Annotated in this window: 16 protein-coding genes and 2 tRNA genes; 14 read left to right on the top strand and 4 right to left on the bottom strand. The window is 55.7% G+C overall.

Annotated elements, in window-relative coordinates:
* The first annotated feature begins 1 nt into the window (after window position 1).
* The 12 genes from nuoI (at window position 2) to ACWWD9_RS10700 (ending at window position 9284) form a co-directional block, all read left to right on the top strand.
* The gene (gene nuoI / locus ACWWD9_RS10755; protein ID WP_455867011.1) at window positions 2-493 is read left to right on the top strand and encodes an NADH-quinone oxidoreductase subunit NuoI; all 492 of its coding nucleotides are present in this window, start codon (window positions 2-4) and stop codon (window positions 491-493) included.
* Between the two features lie 70 nt (window positions 494-563).
* Window positions 564-1205, top strand: coding sequence for an NADH-quinone oxidoreductase subunit J (locus ACWWD9_RS10750; protein WP_455867010.1), 642 nt, complete (start codon window positions 564-566; stop codon window positions 1203-1205).
* Window positions 1205-1510: an NADH-quinone oxidoreductase subunit NuoK gene (gene nuoK, locus ACWWD9_RS10745; RefSeq protein ID WP_013441515.1), complete on the top strand. Its 306-nt coding sequence runs from the start codon at window positions 1205-1207 to the stop codon at window positions 1508-1510. The genes ACWWD9_RS10750 and nuoK overlap by 1 nt, the downstream gene beginning before the upstream one ends.
* Before the next feature lie 14 nt (window positions 1511-1524).
* Complete coding sequence (nuoL, locus tag ACWWD9_RS10740; protein ID WP_013441516.1) at window positions 1525-3561, top strand: NADH-quinone oxidoreductase subunit L; 2037 nt, start codon at window positions 1525-1527, stop codon at window positions 3559-3561.
* A gap of 3 nt (window positions 3562-3564) precedes the next feature.
* Window positions 3565-5043, top strand: coding sequence for an NADH-quinone oxidoreductase subunit M (locus ACWWD9_RS10735; protein WP_015829533.1), 1479 nt, complete (start codon window positions 3565-3567; stop codon window positions 5041-5043).
* 29 nt (window positions 5044-5072) lie between these two features.
* Window positions 5073-6524 (top strand): NADH-quinone oxidoreductase subunit NuoN, encoded by a 1452-nt coding sequence (nuoN, locus tag ACWWD9_RS10730; RefSeq protein WP_015829534.1) that lies wholly within the window; start codon window positions 5073-5075, stop codon window positions 6522-6524.
* 9 nt (window positions 6525-6533) lie between these two features.
* Complete coding sequence (locus ACWWD9_RS10725; protein WP_013441519.1) at window positions 6534-6830, top strand: DUF2818 family protein; 297 nt, start codon at window positions 6534-6536, stop codon at window positions 6828-6830.
* A gap of 108 nt (window positions 6831-6938) precedes the next feature.
* Window positions 6939-7015, top strand: a tRNA-Pro gene (locus tag ACWWD9_RS10720).
* 223 nt (window positions 7016-7238) lie between these two features.
* Window positions 7239-7562, top strand: coding sequence for a hypothetical protein (locus ACWWD9_RS10715; RefSeq protein WP_455867009.1), 324 nt, complete (start codon window positions 7239-7241; stop codon window positions 7560-7562).
* A 12-nt stretch (window positions 7563-7574) separates the two neighbouring features.
* Complete coding sequence (locus ACWWD9_RS10710) at window positions 7575-7700, top strand: hypothetical protein (protein ID WP_455867008.1); 126 nt, start codon at window positions 7575-7577, stop codon at window positions 7698-7700.
* Between the two features lie 152 nt (window positions 7701-7852).
* A complete protein-coding gene (locus ACWWD9_RS10705; RefSeq protein WP_015829537.1) occupies window positions 7853-8428 on the top strand; it encodes an NUDIX domain-containing protein in 576 nt (191 codons plus the stop codon).
* A gap of 1 nt (window position 8429) precedes the next feature.
* Window positions 8430-9284 (top strand): SDR family oxidoreductase, encoded by an 855-nt coding sequence (locus tag ACWWD9_RS10700; RefSeq protein WP_455867007.1) that lies wholly within the window; start codon window positions 8430-8432, stop codon window positions 9282-9284.
* A gap of 159 nt (window positions 9285-9443) precedes the next feature.
* Here ACWWD9_RS10700 and ACWWD9_RS10695 read toward each other — a convergent pair whose 3' ends face one another.
* Genes ACWWD9_RS10695 through ACWWD9_RS10685 form a run of 3 tightly spaced genes read right to left on the bottom strand, consistent with a single transcriptional unit; the run spans window position 9444 to window position 11977 of the window.
* A complete protein-coding gene (locus ACWWD9_RS10695) occupies window positions 9444-10910 on the bottom strand; it encodes a pyridoxal phosphate-dependent decarboxylase family protein (RefSeq protein ID WP_455867006.1) in 1467 nt (488 codons plus the stop codon).
* On the bottom strand, window positions 10910-11533 hold the full coding sequence (locus ACWWD9_RS10690) for a 2OG-Fe(II) oxygenase (protein WP_455867005.1): 624 nt from the start codon (window positions 11531-11533) through the stop codon (window positions 10910-10912). Before ACWWD9_RS10690 ends, ACWWD9_RS10695 begins: the two co-directional genes overlap by 1 nt.
* Window positions 11534-11590: 57 nt before the next feature.
* On the bottom strand, window positions 11591-11977 hold the full coding sequence (locus ACWWD9_RS10685) for a hypothetical protein (protein WP_455867004.1): 387 nt from the start codon (window positions 11975-11977) through the stop codon (window positions 11591-11593).
* A gap of 186 nt (window positions 11978-12163) precedes the next feature.
* Here ACWWD9_RS10685 and ACWWD9_RS10680 point away from each other — a divergent pair.
* Window positions 12164-12240: transfer RNA gene (locus ACWWD9_RS10680), tRNA-Val, on the top strand.
* A 61-nt stretch (window positions 12241-12301) separates the two neighbouring features.
* On the opposite strand, the gene ACWWD9_RS10675 is transcribed toward ACWWD9_RS10680, so the two are convergent.
* Window positions 12302-12913, bottom strand: a complete 612-nt coding sequence (locus tag ACWWD9_RS10675) for a hypothetical protein (protein ID WP_455867003.1) — start codon at window positions 12911-12913, stop codon at window positions 12302-12304.
* 178 nt (window positions 12914-13091) lie between these two features.
* On the opposite strand from ACWWD9_RS10675, the gene ACWWD9_RS10670 reads away from it, so the two are divergent.
* The gene (locus tag ACWWD9_RS10670) at window positions 13092-14237 is read left to right on the top strand and encodes a porin (RefSeq protein ID WP_455867002.1); all 1146 of its coding nucleotides are present in this window, start codon (window positions 13092-13094) and stop codon (window positions 14235-14237) included.
* The last annotated feature ends 114 nt before the right edge of the window (window positions 14238-14351 follow it).

Below are 14351 nucleotides of genomic sequence, written 5' to 3'. Positions count from 1 at the left end.
TATGCTAGCCAAGATCAAAACCGTATTATCAAGCCTGATGCTGGTCGAGTTGCTGAAAGGCATGGCGCTGACCGGACGTTATTTTTTCGCGCGCAAGATCACCATTCAGTTTCCGGAAGAGCGCACTCCCATGAGCCCACGCTTCCGTGGTCTGCATGCCTTGCGCCGCTACCCCAATGGCGAGGAGCGCTGCATTGCCTGCAAGCTGTGCGAAGCTGTTTGCCCGGCCATGGCGATCACTATCGAATCTGAGCAGCGCGAAGACAATACGCGCCGCACCACACGCTACGATATCGATCTGACCAAATGCATTTTCTGCGGCTTCTGCGAAGAATCATGCCCGGTCGACTCCATTGTGGAAACGCGGATTTTTGATTACCACGGCGAGAAGCGCGGCGATTTGCTTTATACCAAGCCCATGCTGCTGGAGGTGGGCGATAAATATGAAACCCAGATTGCGGCGGATCGCAGTGCGGACGCCAAATACCGCTAATTTAGCGTGCCAATAAACACGAGCGACGGATACGAATAACCATGCGCCCTACATCAACCGAGCTGACTAGATGAATTTCAACGACTACGTATTCTATGTCCTGGCGGCTATCCTGCTGTTTGCTGGCTTGCGCGTCATTACTTCACGCAATCCGGTGCATGCCGCCTTGCATCTGGTGCTGGCCTTTTTTACCGCCGCCGGTATCTGGCTGCTGTTGGAAGCCGAGTTTCTGGCGATTGCGCTGGTGCTGGTTTACGTGGGCGCAGTGATGGTGCTGTTCCTGTTTGTGGTGATGATGCTGGATATCAATCTCGACAAGCTGCGTGAAGGTTTCTGGGAAGCACTGCCGATTGCCTTGCCTGTGGGCATTCTGATGACACTGGAAATGGTCATGATTCTGGGCTCCAAGCACTTTGGTGTAGACCGTGTTGCGACCCCAGCGCCGCATCCCGCTGGCTACAGCAATACTGCCGAGCTTGGGCGTCAGCTGTATACCGATTACCTGCTGCCGTTTGAGCTAGCATCCGTGGTGCTGCTGGTGGCGATTGTGGCGGCCATTGCGCTGACCCTTCGTGACCGCAAGGATTCGAAATTCATTGACCCGGCCGAGCAGGTCAAGGTCAAGCGTGCAGATCGTATTCGCATGGTGAGCATGCCTGCCGATGTGGAAATCCCGGCAGCTGCCGAGACCGAAGGAAAGGACAAGGCGTAATGGTTGGACTCTCGCATTACCTCATACTGGGTTCATTGCTGTTTGCCATCAGCGTGGTTGGCATTTTCCTTAACCGCAAAAACGTCATCGTGCTGCTGATGGCAATTGAGCTCATGCTGCTGGCGGTTAACCTCAACTTTATTGCCTTCTCGCATTATCTGCAGGATACGGCTGGCCAGGTGTTCGTGTTCTTCATTCTGACGGTGGCGGCGGCAGAGTCTGCCATTGGCCTCGCCATTCTGGTGGTGCTGTTCAGAAACCTGAAAACCATTAACGTCGATGACATCAACAGTCTCAAGGGTTAAGCGGAAAATAACAAATGACTGACATGCAAACCATCTATCTGCTGATTCCGCTCTTGCCACTGGTGGCAGCGACCATTGTGGGCCTGTTTGGCCGCATGCTGCCGCGCGCTGCTGCACACTGGCTCACCATTGCTGGTGTGGCAGGTGCCTTTGCGCTGTCGGTGGTGGTGTTCAATGATGTGTTGCAGGGCAGGGTGTTCAACGGCACGGTCTACACCTGGCTGACCAGTGGCGATACCAGCTTTGAAGTCGGTTTCCTGATCGACCGGCTGACAGCTGTCATGATGCTGGTGGTGACCTTTGTTTCGCTGATGGTGCACGTCTACACCATAGGCTACATGGCCGAAGATCCTGGCTATAGCCGCTTCTTCAGCTACATCTCGCTGTTTACCTTCTCCATGCTGATGCTGGTGATGAGCAACAACTTCATGCAGCTCTTCTTCGGCTGGGAAGCGGTGGGCCTGGTGTCCTATCTGCTGATTGGTTTCTGGTACACACGTCCAACCGCCATCTACGCCAATCTCAAGGCTTTCCTGGTTAACCGCGTGGGCGATTTCGGCTTCCTGCTCGGCATTGCCATGGTGCTGTATTTCTTTGGCAGCCTGGATTACGCCGCCGTGTTCTCCATCGCACCGCAGTTTGCCGATGCCACGGTCAGCATCATCCCCAATACCGAATGGTCGCTGCTGACGGTGATTTGCATCCTGCTGTTCATCGGCGCCATGGGTAAATCGGCGCAAGTGCCTTTGCATGTGTGGCTGCCAGATTCCATGGAAGGCCCAACCCCTATCTCCGCGCTGATCCACGCGGCCACCATGGTGACCGCCGGTATTTTCATGGTGGCGCGTATGTCGCCGCTGTTTGAAATGTCGACTACCGCCTTGTCCACCGTGATGGTCATCGGCGCAATTACTGCCCTGTTCATGGGCTTTCTCGGCATTATCCAGAACGACATCAAGCGCGTGGTGGCATATTCCACGCTATCGCAGCTGGGATACATGACAGTGGCACTGGGCGCATCGGCCTACTCCGTGGCCATCTTCCACCTCATGACCCATGCCTTCTTCAAGGCCTTGCTGTTCCTGGCCGCCGGTTCTGTGATCATGGGCATGCACCACGATCAGGACATCCGCAATATGGGTGGCCTGCGCAAATACATGAAGATCACCTGGATCACCTCGCTGATTGGCTCCCTGGCGCTGATCGGCACGCCATTGCTGTCCGGCTTCTATTCCAAGGATTCGATTATCGAAGCCGTCAAGCTGTCGCATATCCCCGGCAGTGGCTTTGCCTACTTTGCCGTGCTTGCTGGCGTGTTTGTGACGGCGTTTTACTCCTTCCGCATGTATTTCCTGGTATTCCATGGCAAGGAGCGCTGGATGGAAAAAACGGCGCACGCGCATGACCACCATGATGCCCATGCCGATGATGATCATGATCACGACGAGCATCACCACGGCCTGGGCCCGCACGACAAGCCGCACGAGTCGCCCTGGGTGGTGACCCTGCCGCTGATCGCACTGGCGATCCCATCGCTGGTTATCGGCTATATCGCCATTGGCCCCATGCTGTTCGGACATTTCTTTGATGGCGTGATCTTTGTGGATACCGAGGCACACCCCGTCATGCATGAGCTGGCGCATCATTTCCATGGCGCAGGTGCCATGGCGCTGCATGCCCTGACCAGCCTGCCTTTCATTTTTGCCCTGGCCGGTGTGGTGCTGTCGTGGTTTTTCTACATGAAGCGGCCGGACATCCCTGCCGCCATCCAGAAGCGTTGCGGCTGGCTGTATCGCCTGATGGAAAACAAATATGGGTTTGATACCTTTAACGAGAAGGTATTCGCCGGTGGCTCGCGCTTCTTGGGCGGCAAGCTTTGGGGCATAGGCGACGTCAAGTGGATCGATGGTTATCTGGTCAACGGCACCGCACGCCTGATTGGTCGCATTTCCGGCATTATCCGGCACTTGCAGTCCGGCCTGATCTATCACTACGCCTTTGCCATGATCATCGGCGTGTTCCTGTTACTGTCCTTGTTCATGAAAGTATAAGCGGTGGATTGGCCTATTCTTAGTCTAAGTATCTGGGTACCTATTTTCGCCGGGGTGCTGGTGCTGTGCACGGGCGGTGATCAAAACGCACGTCTGGCGCGCTGGCTGGCCTTGTTCGGCAGTATCGCGGCTTTCCTCGTCACGCTGCCTTTGTATACCCATTTCAACATGATGGATGGCGGCTTTCAGTTTCAGGAAGGCCACCGCTGGATCACCTCCTTCAATATCAATTACCACCTGGGTGTTGATGGCCTGGCCGTACCGCTGATCATCCTCACCAGCTTTACCACGGTGATAGTGGTGATTGCCGGCTGGGAAGTGATCGAGAAGCGCGTGGCGCAATACATGGCGGCATTCCTGATCATGTCTGGATTGATGATCGGCGTGTTTGCCGCGCTGGATGCCATTCTTTACTACATGTTCTGGGAAGCGATGCTGATCCCGATGTTCCTGGTGATCGGTATCTGGGGTGGGCCTAACCGCGTCTATGCCACCATCAAGTTCTTCCTGTATACCTTTATCGGCTCTCTGCTGATGCTGGTAGCTTTCATCTATCTCTATCACCAGAGCAACAGCTTTGAACTGGTGGATTACTACCAGCTGCCGCTCAGCTTCAAGGCGCAGATCCTGATCTTCCTGGCCTTCTTCATGGCGTTTGCCGTCAAGGTGCCGATGTGGCCTGTGCATACCTGGCTGCCGGATGCCCACGTGGAGGCGCCAACGGGTGGTTCCGTGGTGCTGGCGGCCATTGCCCTTAAGCTTGGCGGCTACAGCTTCCTGCGCTTTGCCATGCCGATAGCTCCAGATGCTGCGCATTACCTCTCCGGTTTCATGATCACGCTGTCCCTGATTGCCGTGGTGTATATCGCCTTGGTGGCGCTGGTGCAAAAGGACATGAAAAAGTTGATCGCCTATTCGTCGATTTCGCACATGGGTTTTGTCACCCTGGGCTTCTTCATTTTCAATCCGCTGGGTATGGAAGGCGCGATTGTGCAGATGATTTCGCACGGCTTTGTATCCAGTGCCATGTTCCTGTCGGTGGGCGTGCTGTATGACCGCATGCATAGCCGCCAGATCGCCGATTACGGCGGTGTGGTCAACACCATGCCAACATTTGCCGCCTTTGCTGTGCTGTTTGGCATGGCCAATGCCGGTCTGCCAGGCACCTCCGGCTTTGTGGGGGAATTCATGGTGATTCTGGGCGCCTTGCAAGCCAACTTCTGGTTTGCCTTCCTTGCCTCCACCACGTTGATCCTGGGCGCAGCCTATACCCTGTGGATGGTGAAGCGCGTGTTCTATGGTGAGATCGGCAATGCCCATGTGGCCGCGCTGAAAGACCTGAATCGCCGCGAGTTTTTCATCCTGTCGGTGCTGGCTGTGCTGGTAATCGGGTTTGGCGTGTATCCGCACCCGATTACCGAAATGACACACGCCACTGTGAACAACCTGCTCGCGCACATGGCGCAGAGCAAGCTGCTTTGATAATGCCTAGATAACAAGCGAACCAGCCAATGAACGCGATTCAATCCGACCTGTATGCCGCCTTGCCGGAGATCATCATTCTCTGTATGGCGATGTTCGTGCTGCTTCTGGACCTATTCCTCAAGTCACACAATCGCTCCCTGATATACATCTTTACCCAGCTGGGCCTCGCAGCGGCGGCAGTCGTCACGGCGTGCACGCATAATGTCTCGGTAGTGAGCTATGCCTTCAATGGCATGTTTGTCGATGACCCCTTGTCCGATGTGCTCAAGCTGATGATGTACCTGACAACATCGGTGATGCTGGTCTACACCCGCCAATATGTCTCGTTGCGTGACATGTTCCGTGGCGAGTATTTTGCCCTCACGCTGTTTGCCTTGCTGGGCATGATGATCATGGTCTCCGGCCAGCACTTCCTCACGCTCTACATGGGCCTGGAACTGCTGTCGCTGTGTCTGTATGCACTGGTTGCGATGGACAGGGACAACCCGCGCGCCACCGAAGCCGCCATGAAGTATTTTGTGCTGGGTGCGCTGTCTTCCGGCATGCTGCTGTACGGCATGTCCATGCTGTACGGCGTGACGGGCACGCTGGATGTTGCCGAAGTCGCCAACGCCTTGCTGCAAGGCGCGCCTGACCATGCCGTGCTGGTATTGGGCGTGGTATTCCTGATTGCAGGCCTGGGCTTCAAGCTCGGTGCCGTGCCTTTCCAGATGTGGGTGCCGGATGTCTACCATGGCGCGCCCACGGCCGTCACGCTATTCATTGGCTCGGTAACCAAGCTGGCCGCGTTTGCCTTCATGATCCGTCTGCTGATTCAAGGGCTCTATGTGCTCGCCATCGATTGGCAGGGCATGCTGGCGATCATGGCTGTGTTGTCCATCCTCATCGGCAATATCACCGCCATAGCGCAAACCAATCTCAAGCGCATGCTGGCCTATTCCACCATCTCGCATGTGGGCTACCTGCTATATGGCTTTATGAGTGCGGGCACCAATGGTTATGTGTCCGCCATGTTTTACATCATGGCCTATGTGCTGATGACCCTGGGCGGCTTCGGCATCATGCTCTTGCTCTCACGGAAAGGCTTTGAGGCCGATAACCTGGAAGACCTGAAAGGCCTCAACCAGCGCAGCCCATGGTATGCCTTCCTCATGCTCATCATCATGTTCTCCATGGCCGGTGTGCCACCTACGCTGGGCTTCTACGCCAAGTTTGCCGTGCTGCAGGCCGCGCTACAGGCTGGCTTTGTTGGCCTCGTCATCTTCGCCGTGGTCATGGCCGCGATTGGTGGTTTCTACTACCTGCGCGTGGTCAAACTCATGTACTTTGATGAACCACTGGATAACACGCCGATCAAAGCCCCGATCGACATGAAAGTGCTGCTCAGCCTGAATGCGCTGCTGTTGCTTGCGCTCGGCATGTTCCCGCAACGATTGATGGATATTTGCGCTTACGCCATCACCCACAGTTTTCAATAAGTAGCTGACATGACACAAACGATTTTGCTGTTGCTGGCCCTGGTGCTGGCGAATATGCCCTGGTTTTCCGAACGCCTGTTTTTCGTGATCCCGCTTAAAGGCGGCACCAAGCACACTGGCTGGTGCTTGCTCGAACTCATCGTGATGTACTTCGTCACCGGTGGCATCGCCCACTACGCCGAACTCTCCACCATGGGTCAGGCATTCCCCCAAGGCTGGGAATTCTATGCCACCACCGGCAGCCTGTTCCTCGTCTTCGCCTTCCCCGGCTTCGTCTACCGCTACTTCTGGCTCAACCGCGCCTGAGCCTGCATTATCAAGCCGCCAGCACTCAGTGAGGGCGGCCTGTCAGTTGAATTTTGCTTTCAGCAACTGGATAATAAAGCCTCCTTTCGCCATCACCCGCATGGCTTCCGGGGTGTAGCTTAGCCTGGTAGAGCGCCGCGTTCGGGACGCGGAGGCCGGAGGTTCGAATCCTCTCACCCCGACCAAACACTCATAAAAATCGTCTATCAATGTTCGTAATATCGAACATTGGCTCACAACTTCTATGGAAGCACTTTTTTAAAAAGACTGTATTTGGCTTTGCGGAAATCAGCTACAAGATTTCTTTAAATTTGGTGGTAGCCATGTTGTAATTCAAACACCTGATATGCCTATGCAAGCGATAACAAGAGATATGTATTTGAACCTTATTAAGCAAGGTAAATAAAAATGGTGACTAAGTTCGCTCCTCAAAGTTATCGAGATACTTTGGGTACAATCGTTTCAGCATTCCTTACAGCCCCGGATTTTTACTGTAGCCCTATCGGCAGAAATTTAACTTACGATGAGATTTTTGGGGATATTTTGTATGGAGTTGAAGGTGTAAAGGCTAAAACTAAAGTACCTGAAAAATTGGAAATCATAGAACAGGTGATTGCAAAACTTCATGAAGCAAGGGCTGCGTTGGAAGCCAACGAGGAGCGAGCAGGGATCATGGCTTTAGCAGATGCAAAGGAGCTCTTCAGAAGTATTAGATTAGCGGGTAGAAAATAACCCGCTCAACATGTGACCGACGCGCAAGGCACTATCCTGGTCCGTGACGAAATCACCGGCAGCATCGAGCGCCCCAACTACCGCTACAACAGCGCCGCCTTTAATCCCGGCAGTGTCGCCAACAAGGTCACGCGGTAACGGCTAACGGGTAGGGGATGTCAGGAATGACGGCGGTAGTGGAGGACGCGCCTGCTTGCCGATACTAAGCAGTAATCCAGCGCATGCGCATAGCCGAATGCCGCGCTATCGCTTAAACTCAAGTCTAGCCATCTACCAATTGATTACCCCCCATGCACAACGACAACGACCTCATCGAAACCCCCATCTCTTCTGAAGTAATCGCCTCGGGCGGCATGCTGACGGCACGCCGTGACCAGGTGCGCTTGCCTAATGGCGGGCAAAGTCAGCGCGAGTATGTATTGCACCCCGGGGCTGTGGTGATGGTGGCACTGCTGGATAACGGCCATCTGATACTGGAGCGGCAGTTCCGCTACCCTTTGCGTCGGGTGTTTATTGAGTTGCCTGCGGGCAAGATTGATCAGGGTGAGGCGCCGCTGCTGACCGGGCAGCGCGAGTTGCTGGAGGAAACTGGCTACACCGCCAAGGAGTGGGTGTATCTGGGCTTGCAGCACCCCTGCATCGGCTACTCAAATGAGGTGATTCATATCTATCTGGCACGTGGCCTTACTGCCGGTGAGCACAAGCGCGATGAAGATGAGGCTTTGCATATTATCGATGCCAGCTTGCAGGATTGCCTGGCGATGGTGCAGCGCGGCGAGATTACCGATGGCAAAACCATCGTGGCGTTGATGTGGGCGGAGAAGTATTTGTCTGGCCAATGGCAGCCGATGCCAGCGCAGGCTTGAGATGACAGATCGCGCACTGGTAGTGGGCTGCGGTGATCTGGGGCAGGCGGTGGCAAGCCTGCTGCAGGATACCGGGCTGGAGGTGTATGGGCTGAAGCGCAGCGCCACGGACTTGCCGGCTGGCGTGCATCTGCTGCAGGCGGACGTGACGCAGCCTGAAACCTTGCAGGGGTTGGCGGCCTTGAAGCCTCGTATCGTGATTTATTGTGTGGCGGCGGATGCGCATCGCGATGACAGTTACCGTGCGCATTATGTGGATGGTTTGCGCAATACCCTGGCGGCCCTGCGGCAAGCGCCACCTGAGCATGTGTTTTTTGTTTCCAGCACGGGCGTGTACGGGCAGGTGAGCGATGATCTGCTGGATGAAGCCACGATACCGGTGCCGGATGGTTTCAGTGGTGAACGCATGTTGCAGGCAGAGCAGTTATTGGCGCGTGAGTATCCTGCCGCGCATACGATTCTGCGTTTCTCGGGCATCTACGGCCCTGGCCGCCGCCGTATGCTGGACCTGGCGCGTGAGCCTGCGCGCTGGCCCGCGCAAAATGGCTGGACCAACCGCATCCACCGGGATGATGGGGCGGCCGCGATTGCTTACCTGGTCAAGCAGCTGTTTGCAGGCAAGCCGGTGGAGCCGCTGTATGTGGTGACGGATGACCGGCCCGCCTCGCAATACGAGGTGCTGCAATGGCTGGCGCAGCAGATGGGCGTGCCGGATGCTCCGCAGGATGCGCCTGCGATTAGTGGCAACAAGCGCCTGAGCAATCAGCGCCTGCGGCATACGGGGTTTCAGTTGCGCTATCCGGATTATCAAGCAGGTTATGCGGCGCTCTTGGAACAGGAAAACCTGGAATCTTGATTATTCTGCCAGGATAGTCAGCAACGCCGTTTGTCGGGCATACTCCTATCGGGGCCTTATCCCCACGCAACCCTTGCGGATATGAATGGGCGGGCGATTCCGGCAATACAGGTTCGATAATATAGAGCCGATCAAACAGAAAGTGCCTATCCCTGGCCGTCAGGCCTGGGCTTGCTGGGCCAGCTGATTCAGCGCGAGCAACAGTTCATCCATATCTTCTGCATGTGTGTAGGGATTCATCAGTGTGGTGCGTAGCCAGACGCGGCCTTCCAGCGTCACGCGCGTTAAATGAAAGCGGCCGCTCTGCACCAGTTGCTCGCGCAGGCGGCTCTGATGCGCATCCAGCGCCGGGCCTTCCATCGCAGTTGGCCGATGGCGGAAACACACGATATTGGTTTGCGGCTGCATGAGCAGCTCAAAGTCCGCATGCGCATCCAGTTTTTGAGCCAGCAAGCGCGCCTTGGCAAAGGCGCTGTCCAGCAGTTGCGCCATACCGCGCACGCCATACAGTGAAAACGCCACCCACAGCTTCAAGCCCATCATGCGCTTGGTGCATTCCAGCGTGCGGTAGCTGACGTTATACATTTCCTCAATATGCTCGCCGCCCTGAAAAAGGTAGGACGCATCCTGGCTGAATGCTTCAAAGCTGCTGGCCGTGTTGCGAAACAGCACGGCGGAAACAGCGGCGGGCATATACAGCAGTTTGTGACCATCCCACACTACAGAGTCGGCGAGGGCAATGCCTTGCAGCGCAGGGCGATGCTGTTCGGAAAGCAAGGCTGAGGCGCCATGCGCGCCATCTACATGCAGCCACAGTCCATGGTCCTGGCAATAGCGGCCTATCTCCAGCAACGGGTCTATGCTGCCTGTTGGTGTGCAGCCGGCGGTAGCCACCACGGCCATCACCGTGGTGTCATTCGCCAGGGCTTCGGCATGCGCAACAGCCAGCGCGTTGACCAGCATGCGGCCTTCGGTATCGGTGGGAATGCTAACGACGGCATCGGTGCCCAGCCCCATGATGCCCGCCGCGCGACTGATGGAGTAATGCGCATGCTCGGATACCAGAATGCGCAACGGTTTGACGTCGGCCACCCCATGCTTCCATACATCGGCCGCATGCTGGCGCGCAGCGAGCAGGGCGGTGAGATTGGCTTGCGCGCCACCCGAGGTCAGTATGCCACCTGCATCCTGCCAGCCGATCAGCTCGCCCAGCCAGCGCAGGACTTGCCGCTCCAGCATGGTGGCGCTGGGGCCTGTTTCATAGACGGCCATGGCCTGGTTGGTGAGGGCGGCGACCAGATCGCAAAGGGCGGCCACAGGCAATGGCGTGGCCACCTGATGCCCCATGTTGTGAGGGTGATGAATCGCCAGACTGGCAGGGAGGATGTCGTGTTTCAGCCGAGAGAGGAACGCACCAGCATCCAGCAGCGGCTCCTGCGGCAAGGGCATTTGCCATTGCGCGTCGGCTTTCTCGGGGGCTTGCCAGTGCATCACCGGGTCTTGCCCTGCCAGATTGCCAGCCAGGTAATCCGCCAGCAAATCGATCAGCTTATGCCCTAGTTCACGGAAATTTTCCGGGGCAAACATGGCGGCGATGTCCGCCGAAGGGGTTGGTGGTGTGTTCATCAAATGGCAGTGCTGCGTGTTCTGAACCAGCCAGTCAGGCTGATGCGTTCGCGGCGTGAAGGCATGACTTCATGCATGAAGCGGCCAGAGAGAAAGGTGACCAGCGTACCGCCGGTCGGGCTGATGTCAATATAGGGTTCGCTGGCGTTGCCATTCAGGTAGATGCGCAAGGTGCCGCCGTCTTCCGGCTGCCAGTCTTCATTCAGGTACAGAATGCAGCTGACCTGACGCTCAGCACGCCCCTGAAACTGATCCAGATGTTTGCGATATACGGCCCCGGGCGGATAAACGGCCAGATGCGTTTCCAGCTCAAACAATCCCATGAACAGGGCCTGGTTGAAGTCCTGCTGCAACTGCCGCATGGCGGCCAGATAATCCTGCTGTGCCGGGCTGGCGAGGTCATCCTCAAGCCAGTGAATGAAGTCACCCCGCAGCCCGATATTGTCTGCCGACCGGCGACTGGAAAGCCCCGTGGTGGCCGCCTGCAGTGCGCCTTGCGCATGCAGGGCCTTTGCCTCATCTGCCAACGCCTTGATCAGGGCAGGTGGCAGAAAGTCAGGAGTAATGGCATAGCCATCATTGGCAATAGCATCCACCAGTAAATCATTGGAACGTGAATTCATGTGAGGGCAGAACCCGGACTAAGAGCAGTCGCCCATTATAGCCCGCCCAGGCCGGGCTTATGCAGCGGGCAGATGATACAAGGCGTATGCCAGGCCTCCTGCAAGCAATACCCCCAGCCAACCCAGCAAACGCAAACGCCGCCGCAGAGATTCCATCTGCGCCACCATCCCGGCATTCTGTTCAGCCAGCCGCTTGATCAGCTGACCCGACTCCTCCAGTTCATCATGCAAGCGCGCCAGTGCCTGACGCTGCTCACGCACGGCCTGCGCCAAGGCTTCCGGTTCGGGAGGAAGTACCGTAATCTCGGTTCCATACGTGTCGGTTTCCGCCTGGCCTTCGGCTCTCAGGCGCTGATACAGCCTTTTTGCGCCATCCAGCACTTGGGGGGCGTGATCAATCACTTGCCCCCACGGGATCAATTTGAATAATGTAGACCAGAGCATGATCTTCCTTTGAATAATGACCCTTGAATAACCGCTTACCTGATCAAAAGACCGCCAGCGGCTGAAATCATTCCCTCCCGCATGAAGATCAAGCGTCATCTGGAGTGTGTAACGGTGATTGTTCCACGCCGGGAGTTCGGCTATAATGCGTGCCTCTTGAAGCTTGAGGCATCAATTCAAGCCTGCAGTCGCGTAGCTCAGCTGGTTAGAGCACCACCTTGACATGGTGGGGGTCGATGGTTCGAGTCCATTCGCGACTACCAAACAAATAAAAAAAGCCGCTCAGTTGAGCGGCTTTTTTTATTGTCAGATTCAGTTCAAAGATTACTTGGATGCCAATCCATACCAGCCGCTCTTGCGCATGCAGATAAGCAAGCCGCGCGTGGTGTATTGCGTGACCGGGTCCGGACGATGCTCTTCGCCGAGTTCAGCAACGCACTGGTTGGTGGCGTCTGCCAGCTCAGTACGTCCTGCTCCGCGTTTCCACCATGACGTCACCTTGAATTTGTCTGTCATGCTTTTAACGGGCGCGGCTGGCGCGCCAGCTGGCGTTGTGCTGGCAGTTGAAGCCGGTGTGCCGGACTCCACCATGGTGGCTGCGGCTGCTGCCGCCACATCCCCCTGGCTGCCACTACTGCGGTTATCTTCATTTGGCATCAGTACCGCTACCGGGTCTATATCGCTCAAGTCATGTACGAACCAGCCTTGATCTTCCAGGCATTTTTTCACTGCGGCGTCGCTCATGCCGTTGGCTTTGCAGGCGTCTCGGGACTTTTCAAGATCGGCGGCAGTCGCCCCGCGCTTATAAGAAAACTCGCCGCAGGCACTTAACAGCAGGCAGGCCAGCAAAGGCAGTAGTAGCACTTTTTTCATCGGGATGTCCTCGCCTTTATTCACGTCGTCAAATTCCTTGTAGGACAAATGCTCACACAGCATACCGCTCTCGTCTGTAAAAACAACTACGCAATATGACGTATTTAAGCCCCCCTTTGCACTCGCTAATCTAGCACCACGTTGCACGTCAGTCGGCTGTTGCGATGGATGACGTGAAACCCGTTTCAGGGTGCAGGTTTTTTTACAGTGTGCGGCTCATCAACATAAAGGGGATTACGCGATGAAATTCAAGCTTAACAAGTGTTTGCTGGCAGTGGCTGCGGCAACGGCTATTTCTGTTCCTGCCATGCAGGCGCAAGCAGGTGGCACTATCAATTTTGGTGATGACAAGTCCATTACCGTCGGCCTGGGTTTGCGTACCAGTTTTACCAGTGAAGAAGATGCGGCACCTAACGGTACTTCCCGCAGCAAGGACTTCAATCTGGACAGCATCCGTCTTTACACCAGCGCTTCGCTGAACAAGTACATCAAAGGTACCTTCAACACGGAAAAGAACGCCGATGACACGGTCAAGATGATCGATGCCATTGCCCAGTTCGAATTCATGCCTGAATTCAATCTGTGGGCGGGTCAGATGCTGCCACCAAGCGACCGTGCCAATCTGGATGGTCCTTACTACCTGACTGCCTGGAGCTATCCAGGCGTCGTTTCGCAATACCAGAACAAGAACACCGGCCGTGACGTCGGTGTGACCGCCTGGGGTAAGTTGCTTGACAAGCATCTGGTGTACTCGGTGGGTGCATATGAGGGCAACAACGCATCCAGGCAAGCTGGTACCAATTCAACTGATCCAAACCGCAGTGATTCCCTGATGTATGCCGGTCGTGTGCAATATGATTTCTGGGACGCTGGCCTCGATCCTGCCTACTACACCAGCAGCACCTATTACGGCAAAGACGTCCTTTCGGTTGCGCTGGTTGGTATGTATCAGAAAGATGCTGTGGGCTCTGCCACCACCAAGGATGACTACGTTGCCTACAACATCGATGGCGTACTCGAGAAAGTATTCACCGCAGGGGTGCTGAATCTTGAAGGGGCGGCATACCGCTATGACTTCAGCAATGATGCTGTGATTGCCGGAACTGATTCTAGAGGATCTCTGGTTAAGGCTGGTAAAGCCTACCTTGGCCTGGCTGCCTGGATGTTCCCTGACGTTGTGGGCTGGGGCAAGTTCCAGCCGTATGTTCGCTATCAGAAATTCAATGGTGACGGCTCTGCCAGCCTGGACGTGAAGGAATACGACCTGGGCCTGAACTACATCATTGATGCTCATAACGCTCGTCTGAGCGCTGTTTACACCAACAACAAGACTGAAACATTCGACACCGTGAACAAGTTCACTGTCGGTCTGCAATTGCAATTCTAGGCAGTTTAAAGGGGATGCGCACCGGTAAACCGGTGCGCAACGGACCGATGCGAGTGCTGCTCTGATCGTACCGGGAAGAGCCCCCGCAGGGGCATTAATAAAACATGAGGATAG

It is taken from the genome of Methylovorus sp. SPW-M1 (assembly GCF_053848825.1).
The sequence above is the reverse complement of the archived record's forward strand: the minus strand, read 5'-3'. Positions and strand labels throughout refer to the sequence as shown.